This is a genomic window from Mycobacterium sp. ACS4054, from assembly GCF_001667275.1.
Classification (GTDB): Bacteria; Actinomycetota; Actinomycetes; order Mycobacteriales; family Mycobacteriaceae; genus Mycobacterium.
In genome coordinates, this window is the sequence record NZ_LZHV01000052.1 from 1 (window position 1) to 17,002 (window position 17,002).

Here is a 17,002-nt window from a genome sequence, read left to right on the forward strand (position 1 = left end):
CCGCTGGCCGCCGCGCCGCCGTCGCCGCGGCCGGGGCGGGGGGCGGCGCGTACAGCGGCTCGCTCGGGCGCTCGGCGGGCGGCGCGAAGTCGCGGACGCCGTAGTCGCCGTACTCCGCGGAGTGGCGCGACCGCGCCCGACGGCCGGCCTCGGCGGCCGGGCCGGCCCAGGCCTCGTCGGGTTCGGAGTGCCGGGCGCGCCGGCGCCGGCCCGGCGTCTCCTCAGCCGGGGCACCGGTCGGGTCGTTGCCGGCCCAATGGCTGCCCGGCGTTCCGGGCGGCAACCACAATCCGGACGCACCCACCGGCTGCCAACCCTGACCTTGCGGCTGGGCCTCGGGCTCGGGCTGCGGCGGGGCCGGCGGGGGTTCGAATCGCGGCTCCGGTTGCGGCGGGGCGGCGACGTACGACGGCTCCGGCTGGGCCGGCGCGGGCGGCTCCGGCGGCGGTTCGTACTGGTAGGGGGCCCGTTCGCGGTGCGGCGACGGCTGGCGCGGCGGCAGCAGCGGTTCCTCGGGCACGTCGATGATCGCCGTCTCGTCGGCGCGGCTGTCCTGGGGGACGGAGGCCACCCGGTCGCTGGCCACCCAGTCGTAGGGCGCGTCGCGCGGGGTCTCGCCGTTGCGGTCCCACTCGCTGTACGCGCGCTCCCGCGGCGCCTCCGTCTCGGGCGTCTCGAGCGCCGGGCGCTGGGCGAGGTCGGTGTCGAACAGGATCTCCAGGCTGGTGCGCAACGCGCTCAACTCCGCGCGCAGCTCGGCGAGGTCGTCGGCGGCCTGCGCGCGCAGCTCGGAGGCCAACTCGCGGCGCAGCTGGGACTCCACGGTCAGCTCGTACTCGCGGCGGGCCGAGATCTCCCGATCCAGCTGCAGGTCGTACACCAGCTTCAGGTCGCGGACGCGGGACTGATCCGCGTCGCTCTGGCGGCGATACAGCACCGAGACGAAGGCACCGGCGACTGCGGCCCACAGCGCCAGGATTACAGCGAGCTTGAGAAGTTCCACCCGATTGGTGAAAACCAATGCGGAACTGGCCCCCATCGCGAGGACCAGCAACGCGGTCAAGAGCACCCACCCCGGCCTGCGGCCGCCGCGCCGAACCCGGGCGCCGCGGGACAGAACGGTCATGGCCTGACTGTACCTGCGCGAGGTCAATCCGCGTGTCGCCCTCCTCCGGCGATTCTCGGGCGGCTTGCGGGCGGCCGTGAGAGGACTAGTTTTCCGCCCCTTCGCCGTGCTCGGTCTGATCCGGCGGCGACTTGCAGCAATGCTGCAGCCATAGCGCGGCGGCGACGAGTGCCAGCGCGCTGACGGCCGCGACCACGGTCCCGGTGGTGTCCTCGGCGGCCGCCCGCAGCCAGGACCGCCGCGGCAGGAAGTACACCAGCACGCCCACCCACCAGCCCAGCATCAACGCACCCACCCAGGCCGACGCCTTGGCGACCACGAGGCTGCGGGCCACGGCGAGCGGGTGCAGCCAGCCGGGCCCGACGCCGATCTCCCCGTCGCCGATCTTGGCCCGCACGTAGCGGGCCCACAGCGCTTCGCCGACTGCCACCGCCAGCAGCGACAGGCCGGTCCACACGGTGATGGGCGGGAACCAGCGGTACAGGGCCGTCACGAGCAGGTACCCCACCACCGCCGCGCCGACCACCGCGACCGTCAGGTCACGTTTCCTGGTTGGTCCCATCAGGTTTCCGGTTTCCGATCGGCCGCCCGCTGGAGCGTCAGGCTGGTCAACCGGACGCTGTCCCGGTCGGCCGGCTCCAGCTCGGCCAGCAGGCTCGCCACGGGCCGCGGGCCGTCGGCGAGCGTCAGTTGGGCATCCGGGTCGACGGCAAGCCACGGGATCATGACGAAGGCCCGTAAATGGGCCAGCGGGTGCGGCAGCGTGAGGTTGTTCTCGCGGGAGATCACCTCGGTCTCGCCGTAGCAGGCGATCAGGTCGACGTCGAGGGTGCGCGGGCCCCAGCGCTCGCCGCGCACCCGCCCGGCCGCGCGCTCGAACTCCTGGGCCCGGCGCAGCCAGCACTGGCCGTCGCAGTCCGGGTCGTTGGCGATCAGCACCGCGTTGAGAAACGCCGCCTGGTCGACCCGGCCCCACGGGTCGGTCTCGTACACGGGGGACACCGCGAGCACCGTCTCGCCCAGCCCGTCGACGACCGACTGCAGGCGCGCCAGGCGGTCGCCCAGGTTGGAGCCGACGGACAACACCACCCACGTCATAGGCGCCACTCCGTGACCACGGCCATGCCCGCGTCGTCGCGCTTCATAGGGCCCGGCCCGCCGGAACCACCGAGCCGCGCCCGCCGCGGCGCGACCGGCGCACCACGACGGCGACGTCGTCGAAGTGCCGGGGGATCGGGGCCTGCGGCTTGTGCACCACCACCTCGACGGCATGCACCCGCTCGTCTTCCATCACCCGGTCGGCGATCTCGCCCCCGACGGCTTCGATCAGGTTGCGCGGCGGACCGGCCACCACCTCGGCCGCGAGCTGGGCCAGGGCCGCGTAGTCGTACGTGTCGGCCAGCTGGTCGCTGGCGGCCGCCGCGGCGAGGTCGATCCACACGGTGATGTCGACGACGAAGTCCTGCCCGTCGGCGCGCTCGTGATCGAAAACCCCGTGCCGCCCACGGATCGTCAACCCCCGCAACTCGATTCGATCAGCCATCGTCTCCGGCCCGCCGTGTTTCGGTGTGCGCCCAGGCCGCCACCACCTTGAGGGCGTCGACCGTGGCCCGCACGTCGTGCACGCGAACGCCCCACGCCCCGTACAGCGCCGCCAGCGCGGAGATCACCGCGGTGGCGGTCTCGCGGCCGGCGGGCGGTCGCGGCGAGCCGTCCGGCCCGGCCAACAACGTACCGAGGAACCGCTTACGCGATGCGCCCAGCAGCACCGGGATTCCGGTGGCGACCAACTGCGGCAGCGCGCGCAGCAGCGCCCAATTTTGTTGAGCCGTCTTGGCGAACCCGAGGCCCGGGTCGATCACCAGCTTCGCGGGGTCGACGCCCGCGGCCACCGCCGCGTCGACGCTGGCGAGCAACTCGGCCCGCACTTCGGCCACCACGTCGTCGTAATGGGTGTCCGCATGCGGGCGGTCGGCGGCCACCGACCGCCAGTGCATCAGCACCCAGGGCACGCCGGCGTCGGCGACCAGCGGCGCCATCGCGGGATCGGCGCGTCCCCCCGACACGTCGTTGACGATCCGCGCGCCGTGCTGCAGCGCCGCCCGCGCGACGTCGGCGTGCATCGTGTCGATGCTTACCGTAATCCCCTCTGCCACAAGTTCTTTGACGACCGGGATCACCCGGGACGTCTCGACCTGGGAGTCGATCCGGGTGGCGCCCGGCCTGGTCGACTCGCCGCCGACGTCGACGATGTCCGCGCCGTCGGCGGCCAGAGCCAGCCCGTGCGCCACCGCGCTGGAAGTATCGAGGTAGCGCCCGCCGTCGGAGAACGAGTCGTCAGTGACGTTCAGGACCCCCATCACCTGCACAGGCGCCGGCTCACTTACGCAGGATGAGGTCGAGCGCTTCCGCTCGAGACGCCGCGTTGCTCTTGAACTGTCCGCGCACCGCCGACGTGGTGGTCGTCGCGCCGGGCTTGCGCACCCCGCGCATGGCCATGCACAGGTGCTCGGCCTCGATCACGACGATCACCCCCCGGGGACTGAGCTTGTTCATCAGGGCGTCGGCGATCTGACTGGTGAGCCGTTCCTGCACCTGGGGCCGCTTGGCGTAGAGGTCGACCAGTCGCGCGATTTTCGACAGCCCGGTGACCCGACCGTCGGCGCCGGGGATGTAACCGACGTGGGCCACCCCGTGGAATGACACCAGGTGGTGTTCGCAGGTGGAATACAGCGGGATTTCCTTGACCAGCACCAGTTCGTCGTGCTCTTCGTCGAACATCGTGTTCAGGACGCTGTCGGGGTCGGTGTAGAGCCCGGCGAACATCTCGCGGTAGGCGCGGGCGACGCGGGCCGGGGTCTCCCGCAGGCCGTGCCGGTCGGGGTCCTCCCCGACGGCGTACAGCAACTCCCGGACCGCGGCCTCGGCGCGGTCCTGGTCGAACACCCGGATAGGGGGATCGGCGGTGTCCGGCCCCAAATCCGTCAAGGCCATCGAGTCCTCCGTTCGTCAGCCGTGAGCCGGTGGGTTGGACCGGCTCACGTCGTCGTCCTGCTGGTCGGGAGACTTGCCGCCGGCCGGGTTGGGCAGGCTCGGCGGCGGGTAGGGCGGATACGGCGGGTAGGGGGGCTGCGCCTGACCCTGCGGGTGGGCGGGCTGGCCTTGATAACCCGGGTGGTACCCCGCCGGCTGCGGAAAGTAAGGCTGCTGTGGGGCCTGCGGCGGCGGATACCAGTAATTCGGCTGCTGGTCCGGCGGCGGCCACCCCGGCGCGTGCCAGCCCGCCGGAGCGCCGTAGTCCGGCTGAGTGGGGGCGTGCGGCGCGCCTGGTCGTTGGCCTTGAGCACCCTGAGAACCGTTGCCGCCGTTGTTGTTTCGCTCGGCCTCCGCTCGCGCGGCCGCGGCCTCGCTGGCGCGCGCGATGGCGGCCTTGAACGCCGGCTCGGGGACCGGGGGCGGCCACGGCTCGCCACGCTCCATCGCCAGCTCGCCGGGCGTCTTGATCGGCGGCTTGTCGGACGGGATGCGGCCACCGAAGTCGTCGAACATGGTGAGCCGGGGCCGCTTTTCGACGTCGGCGAAGATGCCCTCCAGCTCGGCCCGGTGCAGGGTTTCCTTTTCCAGCAGCTGGCCGGCCAACGTGTCGAGCACATCGCGGTATTCGGTGAGGATCTCCCACGCCTCGGTGTGGGCCGCCTCGATCAGCTTGCGGATTTCGTCGTCGATGTCGCGGGCGACCTCGTGCGAGTAGTCGGCCTGGGTCCCCATGGTGCGGCCCAGGAACGGGTCGCCGTGTTCGGTGCCGTACTTGACCGCGCCCAGCTTGGAACTCATCCCGAATTCGGTGACCATCGCGCGGGCCACCTTGGTCGCCTGCTCGATGTCGGACACCGCGCCGGTCGTCGGCTCCCGGAAGACCAGTTCCTCGGCGGCGCGGCCGCCCATGGCGAACACCAGCTGCGCGACCATCTCCGAGCGGGTCCGCAGGCCCTTGTCTTCCTCGGGCACCGCCACGGCGTGGCCCCCGGTGCGGCCCCGCGCCAGGATCGTCACCTTGTAGATCGGCTCGATGTCCGGCATCGCCCAGGCGGCCAAAGTGTGGCCGCCCTCGTGGTAGGCGGTGATCTTCTTTTCCTGCTCGCTGATGATCCGGCCCTTGCGGCGCGGCCCGCCGATCACCCGGTCCACCGCCTCCTCGAGCGCGGCGCCGGTGATGACGGTGCCGTTCTCCCGGGCGGTCAGCAGGGCCGCCTCGTTGATGACGTTGGCCAGGTCGGCGCCGGTCATGCCGACGGTCCGCTTGGCCAGCCCGTCGAGGTCGGCGTCCGGGGCGATGGGCTTGCCCTTGGAGTGCACCTGCAGCACCGCGCGGCGGCCCGCCAGGTCGGGGTTGGACACCGGGATCTGCCGGTCGAAGCGGCCGGGCCGCAGCAACGCGGGATCGAGGATGTCGGGCCGGTTGGTGGCCGCGATCAAGATGACCCCGGCGCGCGGGTCGAAGCCGTCCATTTCGACCAGCAACTGGTTCAGCGTTTGTTCGCGCTCGTCGTGGCCGCCGCCCAGGCCGGCGCCGCGCTGTCGGCCGACGGCGTCGATCTCGTCGACGAAGATGATGCACGGGTTGTTCTGCTTGGCCTGCTCGAACAGGTCGCGCACCCGCGAGGCGCCGACGCCGACGAACATCTCGACGAAGTCCGAGCCGGAGATGGTGAAGAACGGCACGCCGGCTTCCCCGGCCACCGCGCGGGCCAGCAGCGTCTTGCCGGTCCCGGGCGGGCCGTAGAGCAGCACGCCCTTGGGGATCTTGGCGCCCAGCGCCTGATAGCGGCCGGGGTTCTGCAGGAAGTCCTTGATCTCGTAGAGCTCTTCGACCGCCTCGTCGACGCCCGCAACGTCGGCGAACGTGGTCTTGGGCATGTCCTTGTTCAGCAGCTTGGCTCGGGATTTGCCGAACCCGAAGCCCATTCGCGCGCCGCCCTGCATGCGGGAGAACATCACGAACAGACCCACCAGCAACAGCAGCGGCAGCACGTAGACCAGCAGCTCGCCCAGGATGCTGCCCTGGTTGACGACCGTGCTGACCTTCGCGTTCTTGGCGCTCAGCGCGTTGAACAGGTCGACCGCGTACCCGCTCGGGTATTTGGTGATGATCTTGTCGGAGTTGTCGGTGTCGTTGTTGCCCTTTTTCAGGGTCAACCGCAGCTGCTGCTCACGGTCGTCGATCTGCGCGTTCTTGACGTTGTCGCCGTTGATCTGCGCCACCGCCACCGACGTGTCGACGGGCTTGTAGCCGCGGGTGTCGTCGCTGAAATAGAAGAACGACCAACCGAGCAGCACCACGACCGCAATCGCCGTGATGGTGCGAATAACGTTTTTCCGGTTCATCAATCATCGGCCTTGCCGGCCAGGTCCTTCCCCGATATTCACGCAGCTAGAAATGTCCAGGTTACCGCTCGTGGCGATCGCGAGCCCCGGCAGAGCCGGGGCGAAGCGGGTCGCCACCATCTGCACGGCGGCGATCGCGAGCCCCGGCAGAGCCGGGGCGAAGCGGGTCGCCACCATCTGCACGGCGGCGATCGCGAGCCCCGGCAGAGCCGGGGCGAAGCGGGTCGCCACCATCTGTCGATATAACGACCGGGGGTTCCCCTCCCCGCACGCCGAGACGCCGGGCGGCGGCCGCGGTTACCGGGCGTCTCGTCATTCGTAGTACCGGGCCTCGATCACGTTGCCGTCCGGATCGGCGAAGTAGTACGCCTGCGGCGCCCAACCGCGGGCCCCGAAATTGGGGCCCAGCCGCGCGCCGGTGTCCACGCCGTCGGCCTGCAGGCGTTGGTCCAGCGCGTCGTATTCGGACTTCGACAGCGCAAGGCAGACGTGATTCACCGGGTGTCCGGCGCTGCCGTCGACTCGCGTCAGGGACTCGGTGCCGGCGGCACCGGCAACCGGCATCAGGTCGATGATCGAGTCCTCGCACACCCGCACGCTCGGGAAGGGCGCGTCGCCGGCCTCGAACTCGGCGAACCGGACCGGAGCCAATCCGACCACCCGCGTATAGAAATCCATCGCGACGCGCGGATCCTTCGTCCACAGGACGACGTGGTCGAGCCGCTTCATCGGGTCCACCTGCTTCCAAGAAATGCGCGGGCTTTACGGCGATATCTACCAGCCGAGCAAAGCCGTTGGAATGCTATTCGCAATCAGCGCGAATACTTCTCAGCCCCGTGGGGGTTGTGCTTTGGTGGCATGGTGCTCAAATCAACCGAACGGTTAGTGGACACCAACGGTGTGCGGCTGCGGGTGATCGAGGCGGGCGAACGCGGCGCACCCGTAGTGATTTTGGCCCACGGATTTCCCGAGCTGGCCTACTCGTGGCGTCATCAGATACCGGCGCTCGCCGAGGCCGGCTACCACGTGCTGGCCCCCGATCAGCGCGGCTACGGCGGCTCGTCTCGTCCCGACCCAATCGAGGCTTACGACATTCACCACCTGACCGCTGACCTGGTCGGCCTGCTCGACGACGTCGGGGCCGAACGGGCGGTCTGGATCGGGCACGACTGGGGCGCCGCCGTGGTGTGGAACGCCCCGTTGCTGCACCCGGACCGCGTCGCGGCCGTCGCCGCGCTGAGCGTGCCGGTGACGCCTCGCCCGCACGTGGCGCCGACGAAGGCCTGGCGCAAGATGTTTGGCGAGAACTTCTTTTACATCCTGTACTTCCAGGAGCCCGGCGTGGCCGACGCCGAACTGAACGCCGATCCCGCCCGGGTGATGCGACGCATGATGGGCAGCCTGCGCGCCGACGGCAAGGATGCACTGGTGCGGATGGCCACCCCCGGCCCGGAAGGCTTCCTCGAGCGGCTGCCCGAACCCGACGGGCTGCCGGACTGGATAAGTCAGGACGAGCTCGACCACTACATCGCCGAATTCACCCGTACCGGCTTCACCGGCGGCCTGAACTGGTACCGCAATTTCGACCGCAACTGGGAGACCACTCCCGAGCTGGATGGCGTGAGGATCTCGGTCCCGTGTTTGTTCATCGGCGGGACGGCCGATCCCGTCCTGTCGTTCACTCGCGCCGACCGCGCCGCCGACGCGATCACCGGCCCCTACCGCCAGGTGATGATCGACGACGCGGGGCACTGGCTGCAGCAAGAACGGCCCGACGAGGTGAACGCGGCCCTGTTGGACTTCCTCAACGGATTGGAGTTGCGATGAGTGCCCCGCTGCGCTTCGGTGTCTTCATCACACCGTTTCACCCGATTGGCCAATCGCCAACGGTCGCTTTGGAATACGACATGGATCGGGTGGTCGCGCTGGACCGGCTCGGGTTCGACGAGGCGTGGTTCGGTGAACACCACTCCGGTGGCTACGAGCTGATCGCCTGCCCCGAGGTGTTCATCGCCGCCGCGGCCGAGCGGACCAAACACATCCGACTGGGCACCGGGGTGGTCTCGCTGCCCTACCACCATCCGCTGATGGTGGCCGACCGCTGGGTGCTGCTCGATCACCTCACCCGCGGCCGGGTGATGTTCGGCACCGGCCCGGGCGCCTTGCCGTCGGACGCCTACATGATGGGCATCGACCCGGTCGATCAACGGCACATGATGCAGGAGTCGCTGGAGGCGATCCTCGCGTTGTTCCGGGCCGGCCCCTCGGAGCGGATCGACCGCCACACCGACTGGTTCACGCTGCGTGAGGCGCAGCTGCACATCCGGCCCTACACCTGGCCCTACCCCGAAATCTCCACGGCGGCAATGATTTCGCCGTCCGGCCCGCGGCTGGCGGGCGCACTGGGCACGTCGCTGTTGTCGCTGTCGATGTCGGTGCCCGGCGGCTACGCCGCCCTCGAAACCACCTGGGACGTGGTGCGCGAGCAGGCCGACAAAGCCGGCCGCGCCGAGCCGGACCGGGCCGACTGGCGCGTTCTGAGCATCATGCACATCGCGGACAGCCGGGAAAAGGCGATCGACGACTGCACCTACGGCCTGCAGGATTTCGCCAACTACTTCGGCGCGGCCGGGTTCGTCCCGCTGGCCAACAGCGTCGAGGGCGCCCAGACGCCGCACGAGTTCGTCGAGGACTACGCGGCCAAGGGCAATTGTTGCATCGGAACCCCCGACGACGCGATCGCCCACATCGAGGACTTGCTCGAACGCTCAGGCGGTTTCGGCACGCTGCTGATGCTGGGCCACGACTGGGCCTCCCCCGAGGCGACGTATCACTGCTACGACCTGATGGCGCGCAAGGTGATTCCTCATTTCAAGGGGCAGCTCGAGGCGTCGCGTTCGTCGCACGACTGGGCCAAGGGCAACCGCGACCAGTTGATCGGCCGGGCGGGTGAGGCCATCGTGAAAGCCATCACCGAGCATGTCGAAGACGAGAAGGGCGTGAAAAGCTGATGCGCGCCGCGGTATTGCGCGACGGCCGGATGGTCTACCGCGACGACGTACCGGATCCTGTGCCCGAGGCCGGTCAGGTGCTCGTCGGCGTGCGGGCCTGCGGAATTTGCGGCTCCGACCTGCATTTCGCCGCGCACGGCGCACAGGTGCTGGAGATGACCGACTGGGTGGCCGGCGGCAAGGGCGGCATGCACGTCGACATGAGCCACGACATCTTCATGGGCCACGAGTTCAGCGCCGAGGTGCTCGAGGCCGGGCCCGACACCGAGACCCACCCGCCGGGAACGCTGGTCACCTCCCTTCCGATACTGCTGTCCGCCAAGGGCGTTGAGCCCATCGTCTACAGCAACAGCACCATCGGCGGCTACGCCGAACGCATGCTGCTCTCGGCGCCGCTGCTGCTGCCCGTCCCCAACGGCCTGGACTTCAAACATGCCGCGCTGACCGAACCCATGGCGGTCGGGCTGCACGCCGTCAACAAGTCGAACATCGCCCCCGGCGAGACCGCCCTGGTCATCGGATGCGGCCCGATCGGCATCGCCATCATCGCGGCGCTGCGGGCTCGTGGCGTCGAAAACATTGTGGCGTCTGACTTTTCACCGAAGCGCCGGGAACTCGCCACCGCCATGGGCGCGCATCAGACGCTGGACGCTGCGCAGGGCTCGCCGTTCGACTCCGTCAAACCCGCCGTGGTGTTCGAGGCGGTCGGAGTGCCCGGGGTGATCGACGACGTCCTGCTTCGGGCCCGGCCCGGCACCCGCCTGGTGGTCGCGGGCGTGTGCATGCAGCCCGACACCGTGCATCCCTTCTTCGCGATCGCCAAAGAGATCAACGTCCAATTCGTGCTCGCCTATACCCCGGAGGAATTCACCGATTCGCTTCGGGCCCTGGCCGACGGTGACATCGACGTGAGCCCGCTGATCACCGGGGAGGTCGGCCTGGACGGGGTCGGCGCCGCCTTTGACGACCTCGCCGACCCCGAGCGGCACTGCAAGGTTTTGGTCACCCCTTAGCCGCTAAGCCCAGCTCGACCCGACGGCGCTGTCGGTGCCCGCCATGTTGCTGCCGGCGGTTTGCACGTTCTGCCCGTGGGCGTTGGCCTGCTCGTAGATCACCTGGAAGTTGCGACCCAACTGAATGATGAACTCCTGGCACGCCGCCGAACCGGCACCGCCCCAAAAGTCGCCGGCGGCAAGCACATCGCGGACGATGGCCTGGTGCTCGGCCTCCAAAGAAGCGGCCTGCGAGCGGATCAAGGCGCCGTGGGCGTCGACATCGCCGAACTGGTAATTGATGGTCATCGTTGTACGTCTCCTGTTTGTACCGGTGGGCTAGCTGCCCAGGATTTGCTGCGAGGCCTGCTCTTGCTGCTCGTAGTTGTTCGCGTCGCGGACCAGTCCGTCGCGCACACCGTGGAGCATGTTGACGATGTTGCGGAAGGCCTGGTTGACCTGACCCATGGTGTCGTACGAGGTCGCCTGCGCCTGACCGCTCCAGCCCGAACCCGCGATGTTCATCGAGGACGCCCACATCTTGCGAGCCTCGTCCTCAACGGTCTGGGCGTGCACCTCAAAGCGGCCCGCCATCGCCCGCATCTCGTGCGGGTCGGTCATGAATCGTGCTGTCATTGCTTGTCTCCTTCGAAAATGGTTGTCAGTTCTGGATTTTGGTCAATGGTGCGTCGAGATTGCTTCTCCCCTTCCGTCATCCGACCAGCTGCGGCAATACGCTGACGCGAGCCGGCACCGCAGCGCCGAATCCGCGCATCTCCATGCCGCCGACCTGCCCCGCCGGGATGCCGCGCGGGGCCATCATCGGCGCGCCGGCACCGGCCAAGGGCGCGGCGGCGGGAGCGGGGGCCTCCGGGGCCGCCGCGGGCCAGCTCGCCGGCACCGACAAACGTCCGACCGGGGCGGCCTGGCCCATGGCCGCGGACGGCATCAGCCGCGCGGGCGCGAGCATTTCCGGCGCGGTCATCGCCGGCCGGAAGGGTGCGAGATGCTCCATCGCGGGCATCGCCGGGCGGACGACCGCCGGTGCGCGCACGGCGGTGGTGAGGCCCGCGCCGGATGTCGTCATCCCGCTCAGTCCGGACGCCCCAACCCCTCCCCCTTGTCCGAACGGCGTTCCGAGCAAGCTGGTGAAGCCGGTGATCGCCGACGGGAAGCCGCCGACCAACGACGACGCCGACGCATTGAGCGATGACGGCAGCCCCATCGCCGCCTGAGTGGCCGCGCCCGGCATGTTGGCTGCGCCCGCGGCCGCGGCGCCGGCGGACGCCCCGGCGGGATTAGTGGTGGGCGGCGCGACCGTCATCGGCGCCAACATGGCCGCCGCCGCCGAGGACCCCGCGTAGGCGTACATGGCAACGGCGTCCTGTGCCCACATCTGGCCGTACTGCGCCTCGGTGGCCGCGATCGCCGCCGCGTTTTGGCCCAGGAAGTTGGTGGCAACCAGCATCATCAACAAGGCGCGGTTGGCGGCGATCATCGGCGGCGGCACGGTAGCCGCAAACGCCGCCTCGTGCGCGGCCGCGGCCGCGGCGGCTTGCATCCCCGCCTGCTCGGCCTGCGCGGCGGTGGCGTGCATCCAGGCCACGTAGGGAGCGGCGGCGGCGGCCATCGCCGCCGACGACGGACCCTGCCAGCCGGCATCGGTCAGATCCACGATCGCGGTCCCGTACGCCGTCGCGGCCGAACGCAGCTCGGCCGCCAGACCCTCCCAGGCCATCGCCGCCGCGAGCAGGGACGCGGGCCCTGGCCCCGCGTACATCAGGCCGGAATTGATCTCCGGGGGCATCGCACCGAAATCCATCACTACATTCCTTTCCTGCTAGCCCAGCGCCGGGAGTGGCTTCGGGCCGGTGAACGCTTTGACCGCCGGCTCCGCGTGGACGATGTGCTCGGCCGGTAGGTTCGCGGGCAGCACCTTCTCGGCGGGCAGGGCGGCCGCGAGCCGGGCCGGCGCGGTGGGCGCCAGCTCCGCGGGCGAGATGTGCCGGGGCGCGATGTCCGCGCGCGCGGCGGGCGCCGGGTGGGCGGGCGCGAGGTGCTCGACGTGTTGGGCGGGCGCCATGCGGGCGGGGGGCGCGGGGGGCCGGCGGGGGCGGCCGGGGGGGCGCCGTAGTGGCCGTGCGTGTACGGCGCCTGGTGGCGGCCGTAATTGGCGGCTCCATAGCCGTTGTAGCCGCCGTGCTGGGGTGGGACGCCACCGCCGTAGCCGCCGCCGCGCCACCCCGGGGTCGTGGGCGCTGCCGCGGTGGCCGGCCGGGCGGGCCCCGTGGGTGTCACGCGATTGGGTGCGGCGGGCGTCACGCGACTGGGCAGGGCCGGTGACGTGCGAGCGGGTCCGGCCGGCACCATGCGGGCGGGCGCGGTGGGGACGAGGTGGCCGCCGGCGGCTTGCGTCGCGTTGGCGGCTTCGGTGGCCTCGTACGAATCGGCGCTTTGTCCCAGGGTCCTGACGAACTGCTCGTGGATCATGCTGGCCTCGGCGCTGATCGCCTGATACTGCTGGCCGTAGCCCGCGAAGGCGGCCGCGGTCATCGCCGAGACTTCGTCGGCCGCCGCCGGGACGACGCCCGTGATCGCGAATGCCGCCATCGAGTTGGCCGCGGTCACCGCCGAGCCGATCGACTGCAGCTGGCCGACCGCGGCCGACAAGAGCAGCGGTTGCGTGGTCAGGAACGACATGTGTCTTCTCCTCGTGGAAATGCCTGAATCTGGATAATCCCGTCGTGCTTGCGGACACTATGTCATGTTTTAGGAATTCATGTCTAGTGTTGGGGACAAATTTCTTATGTACGTCATCAGACTCGCAGGTGGAGACACTTTGCCCGGCTTTCGGCACCGCGTTACTCTGGACGGATGCCACGCACCAACGCCGCAGGATGGGGGCTGAAGCGCCTGCTCGAGGCGACGCTCAACCGCGACATCACCGTCGAGCAGTTGCGCGACGCCTGCGGCGTCACCAAAGGGCGCTGGTACGGGGCGGCCGGGCGCGCCAACGCCGACGACTTCCCCGACGCCGAGGAGGCCAGGCGCGCCGCGCACGCGTTCGGACTCAGCGCCACCTGGCTACAGATAGAACTGGGCCTGATCACGCCCGAAGATGTGCACGCAGTCCTGGGCGATGGCGAGTCGCCGGATCCGTTCCGGGTCACCACCCGCCAGCGAGTGCTGATGCCCAATCCGACGGTGGAGGGCCCCAGCAGCTGAACCGGCCGGCCCGGCTTTGACTCAGCCGCCGGCCGGGGGCGAAGCGATAACGGTGGGCTTGAAACCGTATCGGGGCGCAACAAAGTGCGCCGCGCCGCGCCCGGTCCCACCGACGGGCATCATCGGCACCCCGCCCACCGCATTCGCGGCCGGCTCGACGGACGACGCGGCGGAGAGACCATTGAGCGCCACGGTGACGGGCGGACCCGCCGGGGCCGCGCCCGCCCACGCCGCCGGCACCGACAAGCCACCGACCGACGAAGCCTTCCCGACGGCTCCGCCGATCGCGCCGATCGCGCCCGCGCCCGGCGCGGCCGCGGGCAAAGCCGCTTCCGCGGCCTTGGCGGCGCCCTCGGTGGCCGATTTCGCAGCCGGCATCATGCCCTGAGCAATACCTTGGATGTCTTTGAACGAGGTGGTGAAAAGCCTTGTGGGCGAGATCAATCGGATGAACGCATCGAAGGGCGTGCTGGCGTCCAGGGTCTGCGAGCCGGTCAGGCCCTCTAACAGATCGCCCAACGGCCCACTCACCACGAGCCCATCGCCCTCGGGGTTCAGGCTGATCCCACCGAGGCTGATACCGGCGGGATTGTTCGGCACCCCGGCCAGCGACGACAGCGTTTGAGGCACGGTGTCGAGCCCGTGCGCGCCGCCATTCCCGGCCGCCTGGGCCACCGCGGCGGCCTGACCGGCGACGCCGGCCGGATTGGTGGCGGGGGCCGCCGGGTCGAAGGGCGCCAACGTCGCCGCCTCGGCCGAGGTCCCGGCATATCCGTACATGGCCGCGGCGTCCTGCGCCCACATCTCGCCGTACTGCGCCTCGGTGGCCGCGATCGCGGCTGTGTTCTGGCCGAGGACGTTCGTCGCCAGCAATTCCAGCAACAACGCGCGATTCGCCGCGATCACCGGCGGGGGCACCGTTTCGGCGAACGCCGCCTCATAGGCACCCGCGGCGGCCACGGCTTGAGCGGCGGCCTGCTCCGCCCGACCCGCCGTGCCGCGAAGCCAGGCCACCTGTGGCACGGCCGCCGCCAGCATGGCCGACGCCGCCGCCCCCTGCCACAACCCGTCGTCAAGTCCCGCGACCACCGACCGGTAGGAGGATGCCGCGGCATCCAACTCGGCGGCGAGAGCGTTCCAGGCCGCGGCGGCGGCCAACAGCGGCCCCGAGCCGGGTCCCGAATACATCAGCGCGGAGTTGATCTCCGGCGGCAACTGCGCGAAATCCAGCATCTCCCCGCCTAACCGACGGCGGCGGTGTTGGCGATCTCCGTCGCGGCGTACGAACCCGCGCTGATACCCAGCGTGGTCGCCAACTGCTCACGAACCATCGCGGCCTGGGCGCTGATCTCCTGGAAGAGCTTGGCGTGCCAGGAGAACTGCGCCGCGGTCAACAGCGACACCACATCGGCGGCCGCGGGAGCCACCCCGGTCGTCGGAACGGCCGCGGCCAAACTGCCCTCCCGCACAGCCGTATTGATGCTGTGCAGGTCGCCGGCGGCCGAATGCAGCATGTCCGGCTGAGCCATCAGATAAGACACGTCCCCTCCTGGAAAATCAGTTCAGATCAACAGCTTTCAGACGCCTGGACACGTTAGGGAGTCGCATCCCGGGGCGACAGGCCCGCGGCCGCATTTTCACCACCGGGTCGATGACTGTTCACTTAGCTGGCCGAGAATGCTGGAACATTTGGTTTTCTCATGAAAGAGATTACAAACCAATATGATTGGAACATATATGCACATATATGCGGCCGCTGCCGGGGCGCATCGTACGTTTGCCGGCGGTCCTGGGGTCGTTGAACTTATTGGCACACAACGAAATTCGATTCTGCGCGCGAGCCGCAGTGGTCAGCCCGTAGCATCGGCGCACCCCGAGCGGCTAGGGTGCCACTCATGCCGGTCGCAAAGAATGTCCCGAGGTTTTCCCGCAAGTTGATCGCCGTGGCCGTCGCCGGCTTGGCCGCCGCCACCGTGTCGGCATGCGATTCCGCACCCTCAGCGCCCGCGCCCGGGGTGCACCCCCGTCAGGTCACCGTCCTCGGGTCCGGCCAGGTCCAGGGCGTCCCGGACACCCTGACCGCGGATGTCGGGATCGAATTCACCGCACCCGACGTGACCTCGGCGATGAACCAGACCAACGATCGCCAGCAAGCGGTCATCAATGCCCTGGTCGGCGCCGGCGTCGACCACAAAGACATCAGCACCACCGAGGTCACGCTGCAGCCGCAGTTCAGCAATCCCGAGCCCAACGGCGCCGCCAAGATCACCGGATACCGTGCCACCAACGCCATCACCGTCAAGATCCACCCGCCCGACGCCGCGTCGCGGATGCTGGCCCTCATCGTCGGCACCGGCGGCGACGCCACCCGGATCAAGTCGGTCAGCTACTCGATCGCCGACGACTCGCAGCTGGTCAAGGACGCCCGGGCGCGGGCCTTCAACGACGCCAAGAGCCGGGCCGAACAGTACGCCCAGCTGTCCGGGCTCCGACTGGGACGGGTGCTGTCGATCTCGGAGGCGACGGAACCGGCGACAGGCGGGCCGCCGGCGCCGCCGAGGGCGATGCCGAGCGCGGTCCCGCTGGAACCCGGCCAGCAGACCGTGAGCTTTTCGGTGACCGCGGTGTGGGAGCTGGACTAGGGCTACTGCTGGTAGACGCGGGGGTCCAGCGTGCCGATGTACGACAGGTCGCGGTAGCGCTCGTCGTAGTCCAGGCCGTAGCCGACGACGAAGTCGTTCGGGATGTCGAAGCCCACGTAGGCGATTTCGACGTTCGCGCCCTTCGCGTCGGGCTTGCGCAGCAGCGTGCACACGCGCAGCGAACGCGGATGGCGGCTGGTGAGGTTGCGCAGCAGCCACGACAGGGTCAGGCCCGAGTCGACGACGTCCTCGACGATCAGCACGTCGCGGCCCTGGATGTCGCGGTCCAAGTCCTTGAGGATCCGCACCACCCCCGACGACGAGGTCGAGGACCCATACGAGCTGACCGCCATGAACTCGAACTGGGTGGGCACCGGGATTGCCCGCGCCAGGTCGGTGACAAAGATCACAGCGCCCTTGAGCACGGTGATCAGCAGCAGATCTTGGCCGGTCTCGGTCATCACGTTGCGGTAGTGCCCGCCGATCTCCTCGCCGAGTTCGGCGATGCGCGCCTGGATCTGCTCGGCGGTGAGCAGCACCGACTTGATGTCCCCCGGATACAGCTCCGCGGGCTGGGCGGGGGTGATCGCCGAGGAGATCTGGGCCACGCCCACAGAGTGC

22 protein-coding genes and 1 pseudogene are annotated in these 17,002 nt (G+C 69.7%); 6 read left to right on the plus strand and 17 right to left on the minus strand.

From position 1 onward, the window contains the following. The 9 genes from A5730_RS14130 to A5730_RS14170 all read right to left on the minus strand — a co-directional run. On the minus strand, nt 1-1,126 hold a 1,126-nt coding region (locus tag A5730_RS14130), incomplete at its 3' end, for a DUF6779 domain-containing protein (protein WP_067901257.1). Between the two features lie 85 nt (nt 1,127-1,211). Beyond that, the gene (locus tag A5730_RS14135; protein WP_055399825.1) at nt 1,212-1,688 is read right to left on the minus strand and encodes a DUF3180 domain-containing protein; all 477 of its coding nucleotides are present in this window, start codon (nt 1,686-1,688) and stop codon (nt 1,212-1,214) included. Beyond that, nucleotides 1,688-2,224, minus strand: a complete 537-nt coding sequence (gene folK, locus A5730_RS14140; RefSeq protein ID WP_067901259.1) for a 2-amino-4-hydroxy-6-hydroxymethyldihydropteridine diphosphokinase — start codon at nt 2,222-2,224, stop codon at nt 1,688-1,690. The genes A5730_RS14135 and folK overlap by 1 nt, the downstream gene beginning before the upstream one ends. A gap of 43 nt (nt 2,225-2,267) precedes the next feature. Then, nucleotides 2,268-2,669, minus strand: a complete 402-nt coding sequence (gene folB / locus A5730_RS14145) for a dihydroneopterin aldolase (RefSeq protein ID WP_067901261.1) — start codon at nt 2,667-2,669, stop codon at nt 2,268-2,270. Then, nucleotides 2,662-3,486 carry a dihydropteroate synthase gene (folP, locus tag A5730_RS14150; protein ID WP_067901483.1) on the minus strand — a complete coding sequence of 275 codons (825 nt, stop codon included), beginning with the start codon at nt 3,484-3,486 and terminating at the stop codon, nt 2,662-2,664. Before folP ends, folB begins: the two co-directional genes overlap by 8 nt. Nucleotides 3,487-3,505: 19 nt before the next feature. Continuing rightward, nucleotides 3,506-4,120 carry a GTP cyclohydrolase I FolE gene (gene folE / locus A5730_RS14155; protein WP_067901264.1) on the minus strand — a complete coding sequence of 205 codons (615 nt, stop codon included), beginning with the start codon at nt 4,118-4,120 and terminating at the stop codon, nt 3,506-3,508. A gap of 15 nt (nt 4,121-4,135) precedes the next feature. Next, nucleotides 4,136-6,511, minus strand: a complete 2,376-nt coding sequence (ftsH, locus tag A5730_RS14160) for an ATP-dependent zinc metalloprotease FtsH (RefSeq protein ID WP_067901266.1) — start codon at nt 6,509-6,511, stop codon at nt 4,136-4,138. 3 nt (nt 6,512-6,514) lie between these two features. Then, nucleotides 6,515-6,745, minus strand: a complete 231-nt coding sequence (locus tag A5730_RS24725) for a hypothetical protein (protein ID WP_067901268.1) — start codon at nt 6,743-6,745, stop codon at nt 6,515-6,517. 78 nt (nt 6,746-6,823) lie between these two features. Continuing rightward, a complete protein-coding gene (locus A5730_RS14170; RefSeq protein ID WP_067901486.1) occupies nt 6,824-7,240 on the minus strand; it encodes a VOC family protein in 417 nt (138 codons plus the stop codon). 129 nt (nt 7,241-7,369) lie between these two features. Here A5730_RS14170 and A5730_RS14175 point away from each other — a divergent pair, with 129 nt between their 5' ends. Genes A5730_RS14175 through A5730_RS14185 form a run of 3 tightly spaced genes read left to right on the plus strand, consistent with a single transcriptional unit; the run spans nt 7,370 to nt 10,535 of the window. Continuing rightward, nucleotides 7,370-8,338: an alpha/beta fold hydrolase gene (locus A5730_RS14175; protein ID WP_369829881.1), complete on the plus strand. Its 969-nt coding sequence runs from the start codon at nt 7,370-7,372 to the stop codon at nt 8,336-8,338. Beyond that, on the plus strand, nt 8,335-9,522 hold the full coding sequence (locus A5730_RS14180; RefSeq protein WP_067901271.1) for an LLM class flavin-dependent oxidoreductase: 1,188 nt from the start codon (nt 8,335-8,337) through the stop codon (nt 9,520-9,522). The genes A5730_RS14175 and A5730_RS14180 overlap by 4 nt, the downstream gene beginning before the upstream one ends. Beyond that, nucleotides 9,522-10,535 carry a zinc-binding dehydrogenase gene (locus A5730_RS14185; protein WP_067901274.1) on the plus strand — a complete coding sequence of 338 codons (1,014 nt, stop codon included), beginning with the start codon at nt 9,522-9,524 and terminating at the stop codon, nt 10,533-10,535. Before A5730_RS14180 ends, A5730_RS14185 begins: the two co-directional genes overlap by 1 nt. Before the next feature lie 3 nt (nt 10,536-10,538). On the opposite strand, the gene A5730_RS14190 is transcribed toward A5730_RS14185, so the two are convergent. The 4 genes from A5730_RS14190 to A5730_RS25345 all read right to left on the minus strand — a co-directional run bounded on the left by A5730_RS14190 (nt 10,539) and on the right by A5730_RS25345 (nt 12,597). Beyond that, the gene (locus tag A5730_RS14190; RefSeq protein WP_067901276.1) at nt 10,539-10,823 is read right to left on the minus strand and encodes a WXG100 family type VII secretion target; all 285 of its coding nucleotides are present in this window, start codon (nt 10,821-10,823) and stop codon (nt 10,539-10,541) included. Between the two features lie 30 nt (nt 10,824-10,853). Next, entirely contained in the window at nt 10,854-11,150 is a 297-nt protein-coding gene (locus A5730_RS14195) for a WXG100 family type VII secretion target (RefSeq protein ID WP_067819011.1), read from the minus strand. Nucleotides 11,151-11,226: 76 nt separating this feature from the next. Continuing rightward, nucleotides 11,227-12,336 carry a PPE family protein gene (locus tag A5730_RS14200; protein ID WP_082946838.1) on the minus strand — a complete coding sequence of 370 codons (1,110 nt, stop codon included), beginning with the start codon at nt 12,334-12,336 and terminating at the stop codon, nt 11,227-11,229. An 18-nt stretch (nt 12,337-12,354) separates the two neighbouring features. After that, on the minus strand, nt 12,355-12,597 hold the full coding sequence (locus A5730_RS25345; RefSeq protein ID WP_067901281.1) for a hypothetical protein: 243 nt from the start codon (nt 12,595-12,597) through the stop codon (nt 12,355-12,357). Between the two features lie 204 nt (nt 12,598-12,801). Between A5730_RS25345 and A5730_RS25350 the strand changes: the two genes are divergently transcribed. After that, nucleotides 12,802-13,029 (plus strand): hypothetical protein, encoded by a 228-nt coding sequence (locus tag A5730_RS25350; RefSeq protein WP_304442329.1) that lies wholly within the window; start codon nt 12,802-12,804, stop codon nt 13,027-13,029. On the opposite strand, the pseudogene A5730_RS24355 reads toward A5730_RS25350, so the two are convergent. Beyond that, nucleotides 12,921-13,214 (minus strand): annotated as a pseudogene (locus tag A5730_RS24355) (PE family protein); the annotation flags it as partial. The gene A5730_RS25350 and the pseudogene A5730_RS24355 overlap by 109 nt on opposite strands. A 174-nt stretch (nt 13,215-13,388) precedes the next feature. Here A5730_RS24355 and A5730_RS14215 point away from each other — a divergent pair. After that, nucleotides 13,389-13,739 (plus strand): hypothetical protein, encoded by a 351-nt coding sequence (locus tag A5730_RS14215; RefSeq protein ID WP_067901290.1) that lies wholly within the window; start codon nt 13,389-13,391, stop codon nt 13,737-13,739. Between the two features lie 21 nt (nt 13,740-13,760). Here A5730_RS14215 and A5730_RS14220 read toward each other — a convergent pair whose 3' ends face one another. Together A5730_RS14220 and A5730_RS14225 are read right to left on the minus strand one after the other, a co-directional pair. After that, nucleotides 13,761-14,972 (minus strand): PPE family protein, encoded by a 1,212-nt coding sequence (locus tag A5730_RS14220; RefSeq protein WP_067901293.1) that lies wholly within the window; start codon nt 14,970-14,972, stop codon nt 13,761-13,763. Between the two features lie 8 nt (nt 14,973-14,980). Beyond that, complete coding sequence (locus tag A5730_RS14225; RefSeq protein ID WP_067901296.1) at nt 14,981-15,280, minus strand: PE family protein; 300 nt, start codon at nt 15,278-15,280, stop codon at nt 14,981-14,983. Between the two features lie 354 nt (nt 15,281-15,634). Here A5730_RS14225 and A5730_RS14230 point away from each other — a divergent pair, with 354 nt between their 5' ends. Then, entirely contained in the window at nt 15,635-16,381 is a 747-nt protein-coding gene (locus A5730_RS14230) for an SIMPL domain-containing protein (protein WP_067901299.1), read from the plus strand. 2 nt (nt 16,382-16,383) lie between these two features. Here A5730_RS14230 and hpt read toward each other — a convergent pair whose 3' ends face one another. Then, complete coding sequence (hpt, locus tag A5730_RS14235) at nt 16,384-16,995, minus strand: hypoxanthine phosphoribosyltransferase (protein ID WP_067901302.1); 612 nt, start codon at nt 16,993-16,995, stop codon at nt 16,384-16,386. Between the last annotated feature and the right edge of the window lie 7 nt (nt 16,996-17,002).